The 15,872-nt window shown below is 69.8% G+C and carries 16 protein-coding genes; 8 read left to right on the top strand and 8 right to left on the bottom strand.

The features are described 5' to 3' along the window. Nucleotides 1-78 precede the first annotated feature (78 nt). The gene (locus FK529_RS05915) at nt 79-264 is read right to left on the bottom strand and encodes a sigma factor-like helix-turn-helix DNA-binding protein (protein ID WP_146560071.1); all 186 of its coding nucleotides are present in this window, start codon (nt 262-264) and stop codon (nt 79-81) included. A gap of 125 nt (nt 265-389) precedes the next feature. Between FK529_RS05915 and doeB2 the strand changes: the two genes are divergently transcribed. Genes doeB2 through FK529_RS05895 form a run of 4 tightly spaced genes read left to right on the top strand, consistent with a single transcriptional unit; the run spans nt 390 to nt 5,425 of the window. After that, on the top strand, nt 390-1,538 hold the full coding sequence (gene doeB2 / locus FK529_RS05910; protein WP_146560070.1) for a N(2)-acetyl-L-2,4-diaminobutanoate deacetylase DoeB2: 1,149 nt from the start codon (nt 390-392) through the stop codon (nt 1,536-1,538). Between the two features lie 37 nt (nt 1,539-1,575). Then, nucleotides 1,576-2,838, top strand: coding sequence for an aspartate aminotransferase family protein (locus FK529_RS05905; RefSeq protein WP_146560069.1), 1,263 nt, complete (start codon nt 1,576-1,578; stop codon nt 2,836-2,838). Beyond that, nucleotides 2,835-4,049, top strand: a complete 1,215-nt coding sequence (doeA, locus tag FK529_RS05900; RefSeq protein WP_146560068.1) for an ectoine hydrolase — start codon at nt 2,835-2,837, stop codon at nt 4,047-4,049. The genes FK529_RS05905 and doeA overlap by 4 nt, the downstream gene beginning before the upstream one ends. Beyond that, nucleotides 4,046-5,425 carry an NAD-dependent succinate-semialdehyde dehydrogenase gene (locus FK529_RS05895; protein WP_146560067.1) on the top strand — a complete coding sequence of 460 codons (1,380 nt, stop codon included), beginning with the start codon at nt 4,046-4,048 and terminating at the stop codon, nt 5,423-5,425. Before doeA ends, FK529_RS05895 begins: the two co-directional genes overlap by 4 nt. Here the strand turns inward: FK529_RS05895 and glmS are convergent, their stop codons facing one another. Then, complete coding sequence (glmS, locus tag FK529_RS05890; RefSeq protein WP_146560066.1) at nt 5,426-7,261, bottom strand: glutamine--fructose-6-phosphate transaminase (isomerizing); 1,836 nt, start codon at nt 7,259-7,261, stop codon at nt 5,426-5,428. Nucleotides 7,262-7,275: 14 nt separating this feature from the next. Further along, nucleotides 7,276-7,536 carry a hypothetical protein gene (locus tag FK529_RS05885; protein WP_146560065.1) on the bottom strand — a complete coding sequence of 87 codons (261 nt, stop codon included), beginning with the start codon at nt 7,534-7,536 and terminating at the stop codon, nt 7,276-7,278. 150 nt (nt 7,537-7,686) lie between these two features. Here FK529_RS05885 and FK529_RS05880 point away from each other — a divergent pair, with 150 nt between their 5' ends. From FK529_RS05880 to FK529_RS05865, 4 genes are read left to right on the top strand one after another with little or no spacing between them, the layout of a single operon-like run. Next, nucleotides 7,687-7,917 carry a helix-turn-helix transcriptional regulator gene (locus tag FK529_RS05880; RefSeq protein ID WP_146560064.1) on the top strand — a complete coding sequence of 77 codons (231 nt, stop codon included), beginning with the start codon at nt 7,687-7,689 and terminating at the stop codon, nt 7,915-7,917. Further along, nucleotides 7,895-8,395, top strand: a complete 501-nt coding sequence (locus FK529_RS05875; RefSeq protein ID WP_146560063.1) for a hypothetical protein — start codon at nt 7,895-7,897, stop codon at nt 8,393-8,395. Before FK529_RS05880 ends, FK529_RS05875 begins: the two co-directional genes overlap by 23 nt. 30 nt (nt 8,396-8,425) lie before the next feature. Beyond that, the gene (locus FK529_RS05870; RefSeq protein WP_146560062.1) at nt 8,426-8,863 is read left to right on the top strand and encodes a GtrA family protein; all 438 of its coding nucleotides are present in this window, start codon (nt 8,426-8,428) and stop codon (nt 8,861-8,863) included. Next, nucleotides 8,863-10,473: a glycosyltransferase family 39 protein gene (locus FK529_RS05865; RefSeq protein WP_146560061.1), complete on the top strand. Its 1,611-nt coding sequence runs from the start codon at nt 8,863-8,865 to the stop codon at nt 10,471-10,473. The genes FK529_RS05870 and FK529_RS05865 overlap by 1 nt, the downstream gene beginning before the upstream one ends. 119 nt (nt 10,474-10,592) lie before the next feature. Here FK529_RS05865 and FK529_RS05860 read toward each other — a convergent pair whose 3' ends face one another. The 5 genes from FK529_RS05860 to wzm form a co-directional block, all read right to left on the bottom strand. Then, a complete protein-coding gene (locus FK529_RS05860) occupies nt 10,593-11,462 on the bottom strand; it encodes a type IV toxin-antitoxin system AbiEi family antitoxin domain-containing protein (protein ID WP_158635058.1) in 870 nt (289 codons plus the stop codon). Nucleotides 11,463-11,549: 87 nt separating this feature from the next. Continuing rightward, nucleotides 11,550-13,184, bottom strand: coding sequence for an acyl-CoA synthetase (locus FK529_RS05855; RefSeq protein WP_146560059.1), 1,635 nt, complete (start codon nt 13,182-13,184; stop codon nt 11,550-11,552). Between the two features lie 70 nt (nt 13,185-13,254). Next, nucleotides 13,255-14,166, bottom strand: a complete 912-nt coding sequence (gene glfT1, locus FK529_RS05850; protein WP_146560058.1) for a galactofuranosyltransferase GlfT1 — start codon at nt 14,164-14,166, stop codon at nt 13,255-13,257. Next, on the bottom strand, nt 14,159-14,956 hold the full coding sequence (wzt, locus tag FK529_RS05845; RefSeq protein ID WP_146560057.1) for a galactan export ABC transporter ATP-binding subunit Wzt/RfbE: 798 nt from the start codon (nt 14,954-14,956) through the stop codon (nt 14,159-14,161). Before wzt ends, glfT1 begins: the two co-directional genes overlap by 8 nt. A gap of 1 nt (nt 14,957) precedes the next feature. Beyond that, the gene (gene wzm, locus FK529_RS05840) at nt 14,958-15,815 is read right to left on the bottom strand and encodes a galactan export ABC transporter permease subunit Wzm/RfbD (RefSeq protein ID WP_146560056.1); all 858 of its coding nucleotides are present in this window, start codon (nt 15,813-15,815) and stop codon (nt 14,958-14,960) included. Nucleotides 15,816-15,872: the final 57 nt, after the last annotated feature.

Raw genomic sequence — 15,872 nt, 5'->3', positions numbered from 1 at the left:
TGCTGAGGTTGAAGCTGCTGTGACCTCGACCTCGTCGCGCGCAGCCGCTCGCAACCCGGCGACGAGCGGGTACGGCCGCTACAGACCCCCGCGGATCCTTTGCAGCGCACGGTGTTGACGCAACCGGACCGTGGACGGGGTGATCCGCAGCAGCGCAGCGGTCTCGTCGACGGTGCGGCGCTGCACGACGCGCAGGTGCAGCACGCGATACAGCTCGGGCGGCAACGCCGACCGGATCTGCGCGTCGTGCGCCCCGTGTTCCATGTGGATTCACGCTAGGCACCGCCCGCGAGCGCGTGCATCCTCCGTTCGGGTGATCTGTGCGCGCCGTTCGGCGGACCACGGTAGGTTGAAGAGGACCGAAACGGACAGCCATCCGAGGAGGTCCTGTGAACGATTCTTGGGCCGAGACCGTTGCCCGGGCCACCGAACTCCGACGCGAACTTCATCGCCGCCCCGAAATCGCCTGGGCGGAGCACGCCACCGCCGCGACCGTCCGCGCCGAACTGGATGCGATCGGCCTCGGCTGGCGGACCTGCGCGGATACGGGCACCGTCGTCCGCCTCTCCCCGTCCGCGCCGGGCAGGCACGTGGCGCTGCGCGCCGACCTCGACGCCATGCCGATCGGGGAGGCCACCGGCCTGCCGTACGCCTCCGCGACCGACGGCGTCATGCACGCCTGCGGGCACGACGGGCACACGGCCGCCCTGCTCGCCGCCGCCCGATGGCTCCACTCGCACGAATCGAGCCTCCCCGGCCCGGTCACCCTGCTCTTCCAGCCCGCCGAGGAGGGTGGGCACGGCGCGCGCGGCATGATCGCCGACGGTGCGCTCGAGGGCGTCGACGTCGTCTACGGCTGGCACAACTGGCCCGGTCTGCCGTTCGGCCGAGCCCTGTGCCCCGACGGTTCCGTGATGTCCGCGAACGGCACCTTCGAGGTCGAGCTTCTGGGCCGCGGCGGCCACGCCTCGCAGCCCGAGGCCACGCGCGATCCGGTTCTCGCCGCGGCCGCCGTCGTGGTGGCGCTGCAGCAGATCGTCGCGCGCCGCACCTCGCCGCAGCAGGCCGCGGTCGTGGCCGTGACCTCGCTCCGCGCCGAGAGCGCCGCCACCGTCACCCCTGATTCGGCGCTGATCGCCGGCAGCGTGCGCGCCGCGGACGACGACGCCCGGTCCCGGATCTTCTCCCTCATCGACGACATCGCCCGCGCCACCGCCGCCGCCCACGGCGTGGACGCCGACGTGCGGACCACTGTGCGCTACGGCGCCACCGTCAACCATCCCGGCCCGGCGGCCGAGCTGCGGGAGCGCCTCTCGGCGGTCCTCGGCCCGGCCTGGGCCGAGCATGCAGCCGCGGCGCCGGTCCTCGCTTCGGAGGACTTCAGCTACTACCTGAACCGGATCCCGGGAGCCTTCGCGCTGCTCGGCTCCGGCACCACGGCGCCTCTGCACAGCGCCGGATACGACTTCGACGATGCCCTGCTCGATCCCGCTGCGCGCCTGCTGGTGGGTCTCGCGGGAGCGCCGGAGCCGCTCTGACAGAACAGATCCGCACCGAACGAAAGGAATTCAGCCCATGACATCATCGGCCACTGCCCCGTTCGAGAACTGGGAATCGGAAGTCCGTGGGTACTGCAGGAACTTCCCCACCGTCTTCGCCTCCGCGTCCAACGCCCGGCAGGTGGACGAAGAGGGGAAGAGCTACATCGACTTCTTCGCGGGCGCCGGCGTCCTCAACTTCGGGCACAACAACCCGAACATGAAGCGCGCCATGATCGCCTTCCTCGAGGCCGACGGCGTGGCCCACAGCCTCGACACCTACACCACCACCAAGCGCGACTTCCTCACCCGCTTCCACGACGTGATCCTCGCGCCGCGAGGCATGGATCACCGCATGCAGTTCACCGGCCCGACCGGGACGAACGCGGTGGAAGCGGCGCTCAAGCTGGCGCGCCTCGCCACCGGCCGGCGCGAGGTCGTGGCCTTCAGTCACGGCTTTCACGGCATGACCCTCGGGGCGCTCGCCGCCACGGCCAACCACGCCTTCCGGCAGTGGGCGGGCGTCCCGCTGCGCGACGTGGTGCGGCTGCCCTTCGAGACCGCGCCCGGCGGCAAGACCGCGCTCGCCGATTACGCCGCCGCCCTGGCGGACCCGTCCAGCGGGCACACTCCGCCCGCCGCCTTCCTCGTCGAAGCCGTGCAGGCGGAGGGCGGTGTCAACGTCGCGAGCGCCGAGTGGCTGCACGCCGTGCAGGACCTCGCGCGGGAGACCGGGGCGTTGTTCATCATCGACGACATTCAGGCCGGATGTGGACGCACCGGAAGCTACTTCAGCTTCGACGGCTACGGCCTCGATCCCGATGTCGTCACCCTCGCCAAGGGGCTCGGCGGTTACGGCACACCGATCGCGATGAACCTTAATAAGCCCGCCGTCGACGCGCACTGGTCGCCCGGAGCGCACACCGGCACCTTCCGCGGCCAGGGCCTGTCGATGGTGGCCGGCACCGTCGCCCTGGACTACTTCGCCGACGACGAGCTGATGACGGCCGTCGCCGCGAAGGGCGAGGTCATGCGCGAGCGCCTCGCCGCGCTCGCGGCCGCACACCCAGACCGCGATTGGGAGGTCCGCGGCAAGGGCATGATGCAGGCCCTCGACACGGGCGACGGCGCCTTCGCCAAGGCCGTGCAGACCTCCTGTTTCGACGCCGGCCTCCTCATCGGGCCCTGTGGCAGCGGCGGCCGCGTGCTCAAACTCATTCCGCCGCTGACGATCCCCGACGAGGATCTCGCCGAAGGCCTGGACATCCTCGAGCGGGCCGTGACGGAGGTGGCGCGATGAGGCGGCGCGACGACATGACCTTCCCGCCGGAGGAGTACGAGCGCCGGCTGACGGAACTTCGGGAACGGATGGACAAGCGCGGGCTCGACGCCGTAGTGATCACCGACCCCGAGAACCTGATGTACCTCACCGACTACCAGACCACCGGCTACTCGTTCTTCCAGGCGCTGGTGGTGCCGCTCGACGACGATCCGGTGATGATCACGCGCGCGATGGAGGAGTCCAACGTGATCGCGCGGACCTGGGTGGAGCGGACCCGGCCCTACCCGGACACCGGCGATGCGATCCAGGAACTGGTGCTCACCCTCAAGGAGGGCGGGCTCGGGACCAAGCGGGTGGGCTACGAGCGCAATAGCTACTTCTTCCCCGCCTACCAGCAGGATCGCGTGCACACCTCGTTCCAGCAGGGTGTGCTCATGGACTGCTTCGGCATCGTCGAGGCCGGCCGCGCAACGAAGTCCGACGCCGAGATCGCGGTGATGCGCAAGGCCGCCCGCGCCGCCGAGGCGGGGATGGCGGCAGGGCTGGAGGCGGCCGTCCCCGGCAACACGGAGAACGACGTGGCGGCGGCGATCAGCTCCGCGATGTTCCGGGCCGGCGGCGAGTTCCCGTCCGTCATGCCGTACGTCGCCTCGGGGCCGCGGTCGATGATCGGCCACGCGACGTGGGAGGGACGGACGATCGAGCCCGGCGAGCACGTCTTCCTCGAGGTGGGCGGCTGCTATCGCCGCTATCACGCTGCCCTCATGCGCACTGTGGTCAACGGCGAGCTCTCGCCCAGCATGCACCAGGCGCAGGAGCGGATGAAACTCGCCCTAGCCGAGCTGAAATCCCTGATGCGGCCCGGCATGACGGTCTCGGACGCCGATTCGCTGGTGCGCCGCATCATCTCGGACAACACCGTCGGCGCGCGCCTGGTCACGCGGTCCGGCTACTCCATCGGGATCGCCTTCCCACCGTCCTGGGACGAGGGCTACATCCTCAGTCTCAACCCCGGCGACTTCACCGCGCTGGAACCGGGCATGACCTTCCACGTGATCCCGTGGATGTGGGGCGTCGACGGCGACAAGACCGTCGGCATCTCGGACACGATCCGGATCACCGACGACGGCTGTGAGTCCTTCTTCACGCTCGACGAGGACTTCACGGTGCACGATGCGGAAGGCGCGGTGCCGCAGCTGGAGACGAACGAATCGGAGGTGCCTTCATGACCACGATGCTGACTGCGATCGACCCGTCGACGGGGCGAACGGTGCGGGAGGTGCCCGCCGCGAGCCCCGTCGAGATCGAGGCGACCCTCGAGGCTGCCGAGACGGCGTACCACGACTGGCGCCGGGCGGGTTTCGCCGAGCGGGCGGCGCTCCTGCGGGCGGTGGGTGCCGAGTTGCGTGGCAACGTCGAGGATTACGCCGCCGTGATGACGGAGGAGATGGGCAAGCCCATCACCGAGGCCCGCGGCGAGGTGATCAAGGCGGCGTGGGCCGCGGAGCACTACGCCGACCACGCCGAGCGGTATCTCGCCACCGACGTCGTCGAATCCGACGCCACGTCGAGCTACGTGCAGTACCTGCCGATCGGTCCGGTGCTCGGCGTGCTGCCGTGGAACGCGCCGTTCTGGTTGGCCTTCCGGTTCTGCGCGCCCGCGCTCATGGCGGGCAACACGGCCGTGATGAAGCACGATCCGCATGTGCCCGGCTGCGCTGACGCGATCGCCGGGGCCTTTCGCGCGGTCGGGGCACCCGACGGGGTCTTCTCCTCCCTCCCCGTCGCCACGCCCGATGTGGCCGGGGTGATCCGCGACCGCCGGATCCGCGCCGTCTCCTTCACGGGCTCCGACCGCGCCGGGGCCGCCGTCGCGGCGGTGGCGGCGAGCGAGATCAAGCCCGCCGTGCTGGAGCTGGGCGGTTCGGACCCGTCGATCGTGCTGGCGGACGCCGACATCGAGGCCGCCGCGGAGGTACTGGCCCTGTCTCGGATCATCAACGCCGGCCAGTCCTGCATCGCGGCGAAGCGGATCATCGTGGAGCGGCCGGTGCACGAGGAGCTCGTCGAGGCGCTGCGCATCCGGCTCGCCGCACTGCGGATGGGCGATCCCCGTCAGGACGACACCCAGGTCGGGCCGATCGCCCGTGCGGATCTACGGGACAACCTGCACCGCCAGGTCACCGAGACTGTGGCGGCCGGCGCCACCTGCCTGCTGGGCGGGACGGTGCCCGACGGCCCGGGCTTCTTCTACCCGCCCACGCTGCTGACCGGGGTGCGTCCGGGTATGGCGGCGTGCGCCGAGGAGACCTTCGGCCCCGTCGCCGCGGTGATGCCGGCCGTCGATGCCGAGCACGCCGTCGATCTCGCGAACGCCACCCCGTACGGTCTGGCCGCGAGCGTGTGGACCGACGCGGCACGCGGCGAGTCCCTCGCGCGCGAGCTCGAGGCCGGGCAGGTCAGCGTCAACGGCATCGTCAAGACCGATCCGCGGCTGCCGAGCGGCGGCGTCAAGCGGTCCGGCTACGGCCGCGAGCTGGGCCGCGCCGGTATCCACGAGTTCGTCAACGCCCAGCAGGTCTGGGTGGGGCCGAAGCGGGACTGACTACTCGACGGTGACCGACTTCGCCAGGTTGCGGGGCCGGTCGATGTTGAGCCCGAGGCTCAGCGCCGCGTAGTAGGCCAGCAGCTGGGTGGGGATCATCAGCAGGATCGGATCCAGCTCGGGCTCGTTCTTCGGCACCCTCAGCGTGACCTTGGCCTCGGGCAGCTCGACGCCCGGGTTGGTGATGGCCACGATGTCGCCGCCGCGGGCCGCGATCTCGTGCAGCGCACCGATGTTGCGGTCGAGCAGCTCGTCGTCGGGGACGATCGCGACGGTCGGCATCTCCGGGCTGATCAGCGCGAGCGGGCCGTGCTTAAGCTCGGAGGCCTGGTACGCCTCGGCATGGCGGTAGCTGATCTCCTTGAACTTCTGCGCGCCTTCGCGGGCCGTCGGGTAGCCCCGTACGCGGCCGATGAAGAACAGGCTCGGCGCCTCGGCCAGCAGCTTCGCCGCGTCCTCGACGTCGCCGGGGGAGTCGATGATCTCGCCGATCTGGGCGGGCAGGGCCCTGAGGCCCTTGACGATCCGGGTCCCGTCGGTGATCGAGAGGTCCCGCACGCGGCCCAGGGCGAGCGCGAGCAGCGCGAAGCCCACCGCCATGTGGGTGTTGGCCTTGGTGGAGGCAACGGAGACCTCGGGGCCGGCGTGCAGGTAGATGCCGCCGGAGACCTCGCGCGCGATGGTCGAGCCGACCACGTTGACCAGGCCGACGATGGTGCCGCCCTTGCGCTTGACCTCCTGCACGGCGAACGCGGTGTCGGCGGTCTCGCCGGACTGGCTCACCGCGACGTAGAGGGTATCGGGCTCCACGATCGGGTTGCGGTAGCGGAACTCGCTGGCGGGCTCGGCATCCGCGGGGATGCGCGCGAGCTCCTCGATGAGGGAGGCGCCCAACTGGCCCATGTAATAGGCGCTGCCGCAGCCCAGGATTTTGACGCGCTTGAATCGGCGCATGGCCTGCGCGTCCAGGTTCAGGCCGTCGAGGCGTGCGGTGGCGAAGCGCTCATCGAGGCGGCCGGAGAGCATGCGCTCGAGCGAGCTCGGCTGCTCCGCGATCTCCTTGAGCATGAAGTGGCTGTGGTTGCCCAGCTCCAGGTCGTCGGGCGAGATGTCCACGGTGGTGGCGGACTTCGCGACGGAGCGGTTGTCGTCCGCGCTGAACATGCGGAAGCCGGAGGCGGTGACGGTGGCGCACTCGCCGTCGTCGAGGTGCACGACCTGGCTGGTGTGCCGCACCACGGCGGAGATGTCCGAGGCGACGAACATCTCCTTGTCTCCGACGCCGATGATGAGCGGCGAGCCGTTGCGGGCCACGACGATCCGGTCGGGGTGCTCGGTGTCGAGCACGGCCAGCGCGTAGGTGCCGCTGAGCCGCTGCAGGGTCTGGCGCACCGCGTCCTCGAGCGTCTCGGCGTCGCTGCGGGCGATGAGGTGCGCGACGGCCTCCGTGTCGGTGTCCGAGGTGAGCTCCACGCCGGCGGCCTCGAGCTCGAGGCGAAGGTCCCGGGCATTGTCGATGATGCCGTTGTGCACCACGAAGATCCGCTCGTTGCCCTCTGCGTCGGTGGCGGAGGTGTGCGGGTGCGCGTTGGCCTCGGACGGGGCGCCGTGCGTCGCCCAGCGGGTGTGGCCGATGCCCGTCTTGCCGGCCAGCCGCTTCGGCAGGGCGGCCTCGAGGTCGCGCACCCGGCCGACGCTGCGGACGCGCTTCGCGCCGGACGGACCGAGCACTGCGATGCCCGCCGAGTCGTACCCGCGGTACTCGAGCTGGGTCAGCCCGTCGACGAGGATGTCCACGGCCGTCTGGCCACCGATGTATCCGACGATTCCGCACATGCTTCGGAAGGCTCCTAGCTGTAGATGAGGCGGCGCAACTGCCGCTCGGTGAGATCGGGTGCGGCGACGAGCCGGCTGCTCAACTCGTCGGCGAGGGTCGCGAAGATCTCGGCGTTCTTGGCGCCGCGACCCTGAAGGTCGCGGTGGCGGCGGCGGACGAACTCCTCGACCGGTTCCCGGTAGTAGGCCGTGACGTCGTCGATGACACGCACGGCCTCGGTGGCGGAGAGCCCCGTGGTCCGCGCGACGTGATCCACGAGCTCGCTGTCCGGCACGAGGTCGATCTTCCGTGCCCGACGGTTCCGTGTCAACTATCTGCCCGGATTCGGGCAGGAATGAGAGCGGAGCGCCGTGGCGAGGCCGGACATCACTACTAGTGACAAGAATGCTTGACATCAAAAGTCAAGAATGCTTGACTTCAGTCCGTGGACGACGAGAACCCGGTGCGCGCCCGACGACGCGCACGACGGATCACTCAGGCCGAGCTGGCCGCCGCGGTCGGCGTGAGCCGGCAGACGGTGGTCTCGGTCGAGAAGGGCGACTATGCGCCCAGCGTGTACCTCGCTGTGAAGATCGCCCGGGTCCTCGGCTCCACCGTGGAAGAGCTGTTCCCAGTACCGGAGGAGGAGAACAATGGCGCCCTTGACCCGCGCTGAGCAGTACATCCTGGCACCGTCCGACCCGGCCTGGGGCGACGAACGCAATCGCGACGAGTACTACCGGGCCTCGTCGGTGGGCTTCTTCTGGGCCACCTACGCCTTCCTGGCGGTCGCGGTGATCGCCGCGCTGCAGGGTGCGATCGTTGCGGCGATCGTCGCGGCGGTGGCACCCGGCCTCATCCAGATCGGCGCAGTGCAGCGCTACTGCGCGCGGCACGGCGTCGCCTACTACGCGATCGCCGCGGCGTTCAACACCGGCAGGCGGAGGACCGTCGGACTCGTGACGCTGGTACCCCTGTATCTGGCGCTGGCCGTGATCCTCGCCGCGAAACTCGGCGTCCTGGAGGGCGACGCGGCCACGCTGGCGGGCGGCCTCGTGGGCGCGATCTGTGGTGCGGGCGCGGCCTGGGCGGCCTATCTGATCGGTAAGCGGCAGCAGCAGGATCCGTCGGAGCCGGACGACGTATTCGAATGACGAAGGATTTCTGAAGTACGCTGTGACCTCGTGACCGCCTCCGAAGCCGCCGATCGGGTACCCCTCGATCTCAAGACCCAGCTCGTGCGATTCGTGCTGACCGGTGGCTTCTCGGCGGTCGTCGACTTCGGGATCACCCTGCTGCTCGGCAAGTTCCTCGGCCTCGACGAGGCCCTGGCCAAGACCATCGGCTTCGTCTGCGGCACCACCACCGCCTACCTGCTCAACCGGCGCTGGACCTTCCAGGCCGAGCCCTCCACCAAGCGGATGATCGCGGTGTGGGCCCTGTACATCGCGATGTACGGCGTGCAGCTGGGCATCTACATGGCCTTCTACACGCTGTTCCCGCCACCCGAGGACGGGATCGGCAGCTACCTCAACCGCCTCGTCGCCTTCGTGGTCGCCCAGGGCACGGCGACGGTCGTCAACTTCATCGTCCAGCGCACGGTGATCTTCCGACTGATGTGATGGCCCCGGCAACTCGGCCCTGGAGAATTCGGCTCGTTCCCTGGGGTTTCGCGCTCCTCGGCGTTCTCCTGTCGCTGTGGCAGGGCGGGCGACCGTCCGTCTGGTTCGACGAGCTCGCCACCGCCTCCGCGATGGATCGCTCGCCGGGCGAGCTGTGGCACCTGCTGACGAACATCGACGCGGTGCACGGCCTCTACTACTGGGGCGTGCGGACCTTCTCGCTGGTCTTCGGCCTCGACGAGACGGCGTTGCGGGCGTTCTCGGCACTGGGCGTCGGCGCGGCCACCGCGGCCTGCTACGTCCTCGCGCGGCGGCTCGGCGGCGAGACCTTCGCGCTGGTCGCGGCGGTGATCGCGCTGATCCTCCCGCGGCTCACGTGGTCCGGTGTCGAGGCGCGGTCCTACGCATGGGTCATCGCCTCCGCAGCGCTCGTGCTGATCGCCGCGCACCGGGCGGCATCGTCGGCCGGTAATCCCCGCGCTGGGCGAGCCTGGCTCGCCTACGGCGCGGCGCTGCTTCTCGCGACGGTGCTCTTCCTGTACTCCGCGACGCTCGTCCTCGCGGTGCTCGCGGTCTTCGCCGCGGACCCGCGGACCCGGACGCGCGCCGTCCTGCGCCCGGCCGCGATCGTCTCCGCGGGCGCGATCGTCCTCGCCAGCCCCGTGCTGATCCTCGCCGCCACCCAGCGCGACCAGGTCTCCTGGCTGCGCTGGCCGGGGTGGCGGATCTTCCAGAACGTGCTGGTCGACCAGTGGTTCGACCATTCGTACGCCTTCGCGATCGCGGCCTGGCTCGTGATCGCCGTCGCGGCGCTGCTGTGGTGGCGGCGGGGCGTACCGTCGGACCTGGCGGACGCGCTCCGCTACGGCCTGGCCGGCGCACTGGTGCCGCTGGCCGCGATCCTGCTGGTCTCGCCGGTCGTCCCGTCGTACGTGGGGCGGTACGTGAGCTTCACGGTGCCCGGGGTGGTGCTCGTGCTCGCGGCCGCGGTGACGACGGTGGCGCGGTCGCTGCCTCGTCCGCGGGTGGCCGGCGCGGCGCTGCTCGCCGTGTTGTCGGTGGCCGCGATCCCCGGCTACCTGTGGCAGCACAGCCCCCTGTCGAAGCCGGGGGGTAGCGACTTCAGCTACGCCGCCCGCTACATCCGTGACCATGCCCGCCCCGGCGATTGCGTCTTCTTCCAGGTGCAGCCGAGCTGGGCGTGGCCCTCGCTGCGCATCGCGCACGACGGCCTGCCTGGGATGTTCGACGGGCTGCGCGACATGGGCAACGACGGTGACCGGCGTTCCGAGGGGAAACTCTGGGACAAGGAGAAGGGCGTCAACCAGTGGGCGTCGTGGGCCGCCGACGAGTGCACCGCCGCCTGGGTGCTCGCCGACGCCGACCGGCCCGAGGAGGACTTCCGGCAGGAGAACGGCAACCTCTGGTGGACCTTCCGCCCGTTCCGGTTCATGGGGACCGACATGCAGGTCTCGCTCGACGACGGCGGCCTCGCGGTGGTGCACCAGGAGCAGTTCCACATCCTCCAGGTGGTGCACCTGGTGCAGCCGCCGCCCGCGGAGGGGCCGGATCCCCAGCCGCTGCCGATGACCCGGCACACCTACTGGTGACCACGCCGAAGCGGCTGGCATTGAGCTCGTCGGTGCCGACCGGATGTCCGGTCATCCGTACTCATGATCGTTGAGACGGATGACCGGACATTTCTCGTCGTCGCCGACGGAATGCGGCGTCAGGCCGCGCGAGCACCGATCGCGTCGGCAAGGGTGGTGATGACACCCTCGGGATCGTCGGTGAGGTGGTGCCAGGAGAAGTTGAGGACCGACCACCCGGCGACGGTCAGCGCGTTCGCCTTGTTCTGATCACTGTGCCACCGGGCACGCGAGCGATGGAAGGCCCACCCGTTGATCTCGATCGCGAGCTTGAGCTCCGGAAACGCGAAATCGATCGCCCACCCCCGGAACCCGAGCTGGGCGTGCCATCCCGTGATGCCGTGGAGGCGGAGCAGCGCCACGAACAGCCTCTCCGCTTCCGATTCGGTGTCCCCGGACGCCACGCTGAAGACCGCGCGGGCCGAGCCGATGCCCTTGGCGTTCGCGTTCCGGTCCAGTGCGGCCGATAGTTGGTCGAGCGTCACGTCCTTCCGCTGCAGAGCACGATCCATGACTTTCGCGTCCGCCACCTCCAGGACGGTCAGCGCCTTCCCGGTGACGGCGAGTCCGTCGACCTCGGCCACGTCGGCGGGATCCAGCGCGCGCCGACGCGTGCGAATCGGATAGCCGGCAGTCGAGCGGAGACGCCGGTCCACCGGAACGGTGACGCTGATCGACGCGGGTGCCGTGTCGACCATCCCCTGCCAGAACAGAGCGGTTTCGCGGTCACCGATGCCGCCCGCGAGCAGGACTCCGATGCGGATCGCGGTCCTGTCGGTGTGCGGGTGGTGCTTCGTGCGAAAGAGGCCGGGCCGGACCCGGACGATCTCACCGGCGTCGATCCGCACCGCGATCATCGAGTCGCTCACACCGACGGCATGCAATTGCTTGCGGGTGGCCACCCCATCCTGGGCGGCGAACACCAGCGCGGCGCGATTCCACATACCCATTGGACGCATCAGCAGGCCGCAGGGTTCCGGCGCGCGGACTTTCGGTCACCCGTTCTCATGATCGTTAGGACGGATGACCGGACATCGTCAGTCCTTCGGGAGCTCCCGGCGGACGATCTTGCCCGTGGGGTTGCGGGGCAGGGTGTCGAGGAAGACGACGTCGCGCGGCACCTTGAAGCGGGCCAGGTTGCCGCGGACGAACTCCTTGAGATCGTCCGCGAGCGCGTCCTCGTCGGACGGGGCGCCGCCGTCGATCACGACGAAGGCGCGCAGGCGCTGGCCGTACTCGGTGTCGGGCACGCCGATCACCGCGGCCTCCACGACGTCGTCGCGGGTGGCCAGCAGGTTCTCCACCTCGAGCGGATAGACGTTCTCGCCACCGGAGACGATCATGTCGTCGTCGCGGCCGTCGATGTGCAGCAGGCCGTGCTCATCCCAGTGGCCGATGTCGCCCGACGCGAGGTGGCCGTCGATGATCTGCTTGGTGCGGCCGTCGCTGTAGCCTTCGAAGGGCGCGCCGGCGCGGACGAAGACGCGGCCCCGGTTGCCGACGCCCTCGACCAGACGGTCGTTCTCGTCGTACAGGCGGACCGTGGTGAGGACCGGGGGCTTACCGACGGTGCCGGGCGCGGTGCGCAGGTTGCGCGGCGTCGCGACGGTGGCGACGGCGACCTCGGTGGAGCCGTAGACGTTGTAGAGCACATCGCCGAAGACGTCCTGGAACCTCTCCGAGAGCTCGGGGGAGACGGCGGAGCCGGCCACGACGACCGTTTTCAGGCAGCTGGTGTCGTACTTCGCGAGCGTGTCCGCGGGCAGGCTCAGCATGCGGGAGAGCATCGTGGGCACGGCGACCAGCATGTCGGCGCGGTTGTCCGCGATCAGCTTGAGCGTGTTCTCGGGATCGAACCGGCGCATGGTGACAGTGGTACAGCCGACGGACATGCCCGCGGACCACATGGCGAAGCCGGTCGAATGGAAGATCGGCGAGGCGATGACGACGGTGCCGCGGCGCCGGAACGGGATGCGGTCGACCAGCATCGCCGTTGCCAGTGAGGGCACCTTGCTGCGGGTCGCACCCTTGGGCAGGCCGGTGGTGCCCGAGGTCAGGATGATGAACCCGCCCTGCTTCTCGGGCGGTGGGACGCGCGTGGCGTCGCGGCCGGACATGAGCTGATCGATCGTCTGCGACCCCTCGGGAAGCCCGTCGGCGTCGTCGACCCAGGTCAGATACTGCGGCATGTCGTCGGGCAGCGCGTCCAGCAGACCGGTGAACTCGCTGTCGTGGAACACCGCCTGTACCTTCTCGCGCTCGCAGACCTCGGCGAACTGGGGTTTGGCGAAGCCGGTGTTCATCATGGCCAGCCGCAGGCCCGCGCGGGCGGCGGCGCTGATGATGAGCAGGAGGCCGCGGTGGTCGCGAGCCAGCACGGCGATGACATCGCCGGACTTCAGGCCCGACGCGAGCAGGCCACGGGCCAGGGCGTTCGACTGCGCCTCGTACTGCGCGTAGGTGAGCGTGCCGCGCTCGTCGACGATCGCGATGCGGTCGGGGCTCTCGGCGGCGCTCTTGATCACCAGTGCGGCCTGTGGACCGTACTTCCGGTTGTAGCCGAGGGCGCGCAGCGCGACATCAGGGCGAGACGGGTCGACGACCCGTCGCTGAAGCATGCGCAGCAGGGCGCGACCCTGCGGAAGAAGATCGGAGACCAGGCTCGTTCCCATGCCGACGATAATAGAGACATACCGGTCGCTCTGCTGACGCCCCCTCAATAGGAGCCGCGCGCGGTGTCCGTCAGGGGCGGGTGAATCGCTCGTCGCGCCCCAGCTTGCGCAGGCGCAGCCACTCGCGGAAGCCCGCGAGGTCGCGCCGCTGCACCAGGAAGAACCAGCCGAACCGTGCCCACTCCTGCGGGATCAACTTCCGCATGCCCGGCTGGGACTGCAGGTAGCCGCGGTTGCGGTAGGTGAAGAAGCGTTTGGTCTCGTTGTCCGGGTACTGCGTGTGCATCCGCCCGCCGAGGATGGGCCGGAACTCGTCGGCCCCGTTCGGGTGCAGGTAGGCGGTGGTCAGGCAGGTGCCGAACGGGAGCCCGGAGCGCACGAGGCGCCGGTGCACCTCCACCTCGTCGCCGCGGATGAACAGGCGCAGGTCGGGCACGCCGACGGCGGCCACCGTGTCCTTGCGGAACAGCGCGCCGTTGAAGAGAGAGGCGATGCCCAACAGCACGTCGTGCGACGGGGCCGCGGGGTCGATCAGCTCCGACCGCTTGCGCCGCCAGACCAGGCCGCGGCGCAGGGGGAAGGCGAGGGTCTCGGGGTCGTCGATGGTCGAGACCACGGGGGAGACCTCGGCGAGACCGTGCTTCTCGGCGCACGCCAGCAGCGTGCCGAGCACGCGTGGGCCCTCGGGCCGGCCGTCGTCGTCGGCGAGCCAGAGCCAGTCGGCGCCCAGCGCGAGCGCATGCAGCATGCCGAGCGCGAAGCCGCCGGCGCCGCCCAGGTTGAACTGCGAGGGCAGGTAGGTGGTGGCGACGGGCTGGGACTCGACCAGCGCGCGCACCTCGTCCTGCGCGGCGTTGTCGACGACGATCAGGTGGTCGACGGGGCGCTCCTGCGAGCTGAGCACCTCGAGGGACTTCGCGAGCAGGGCGGCCCGGTCGTGCGTGACGACCACCGCGACGACGGTGCCCCGGGCGTCACTCATCCTTCTCGGCCTCGAGCTTGTCGAGCACCTTGCGTACCTGTGCGCCGGAGTCGGGCCCCTCGTACGACGTCACGACCTCCTCGATGCCGCCCTCCTGACGGATCTCACCGTGGTCGATCCACATGGCCCGGTCGCAGAGCTGCGCGAGGAACTCGTTGGAGTGCGACGCGAAGACGAGGATGCCGGAGCGCTCGACGAGCGCGGAGAGTCGCTTGCGGGCCTTGCGCATGAACTCGGCGTCGACGGCGCCGATGCCCTCGTCGAGCAGCAGGATCTCGGGATCGATCGAGGTGACCACGCCCAGAGCGATCCGCACGCGCATGCCCGTGGAGTAGGTGCGCAGCGGCATCGAGAGGTAGTCGCCGAGCTCGGTGAACTCGGCGATCTCATCGGCCTTGCGGAGCATCGACTTGCGGGTCTGTCCGAGGAACAGGCCGCGGATGATGATGTTCTCCATGCCCGAGATCTCGGGGTCCATGCCCACGCCGAGGTCGAAGACCGGCGCCACGCGGCCCTGCACGACGGCTGAGCCGCGGGTGGGCTCGTAGATGCCGGCCAACAGCCGCAGCAGCGTCGACTTGCCTGCGCCGTTGTGGCCCACCAGGCCGACCCGGTCGCCCTCGTTGAGGCTCATGGTGATGTTGCGCAGGGCCTCGACCACGACGACGTTGTCGTCGGCCATCACCGCGCCGCCGGCCGAGCCCATGACCGCGCGCTTGATCGAGCGCGATTTCGCGTCGAACACCGGGAAGTCGACGCAGGCGCCCTGCGTCCGAATGGAAACGGTCATCTCACACCCAATACGCGACTCGGGAACGGAACTGCTTCATCAGCACCAGGGTCAGCCCCAGGCCGACGATCGTGCAGCCGATCACCACGTACCAGTGCTGGGGATCGAAGGGCTTGCCGGTGAGCGGGCCGCGGACCAGCTCCAGGTAGTGGTACAGCGGGTTCAGCTTCACCAGCTGGGCGCGTTCGCTGTTGCCCCCGGGCACGGTTTCGAGCGTCCACACCACGGGCGTGATGTAGAACAGCAGCTGCGTCAGAGCGGTGAGGAGCGGCGCGATGTCGCGGAACCTGGTGGCGAGGATGCCGAAGGACATCGAGACCCAGACGCCGGTGATCGCCAGCATGGCGAACGCCGGGATCACGCTGAGCTGCGTCCACGACCACTGCTTCGGCGGGAAGATCGCCAGCACGATCACCACGATGATCATGTTGTGGGCGAGGAACAGCATGTGCCGCCACACCAGCCGGTAGACGTGAACCGACAGTGGCGCCGGTAACTGTTTGATCAGCCCCTCGTTGGCGATGAACACCTCGGCGCCGTCGATGATCGAACTCTGGATGAAGGCCCAGAGGACGAAACCGACGGTGAGCTGCGGCAACAGGGTCTTCACGTCGGCGCCGAGCAGCACCGACCACAGCAGCGCGAGCGCGCTGGCCGTGACGCCGGTGGCGATCGTGATCCAGAAGGGGCCGATCACCGACCGGCGGTAGCGCTGCTTGATGTCCTGCCAGCCGAGCTCGAGCCAGAGCTCGCGGTGCACGGTGGCGCCGTCGACCAGGTCGCGGATCGCGCGCGAGAAGGTGCGCGAGTCCGAGACGAGGGGCGCCGGTTCGGCGGCGTTGGGGCTATCGACGGGCACGGTAGGCCAGGGTACCCGCCGCGACTGCCCGCCCGGCGCACGTCGCGCGGGGACGTC

This window comes from Tsukamurella asaccharolytica (assembly GCF_007858435.1).
Lineage (GTDB): Bacteria > Actinomycetota > Actinomycetes > Mycobacteriales > Mycobacteriaceae > Tsukamurella > Tsukamurella asaccharolytica.
This window is presented reverse-complemented; position numbering and strand designations above follow the sequence as displayed.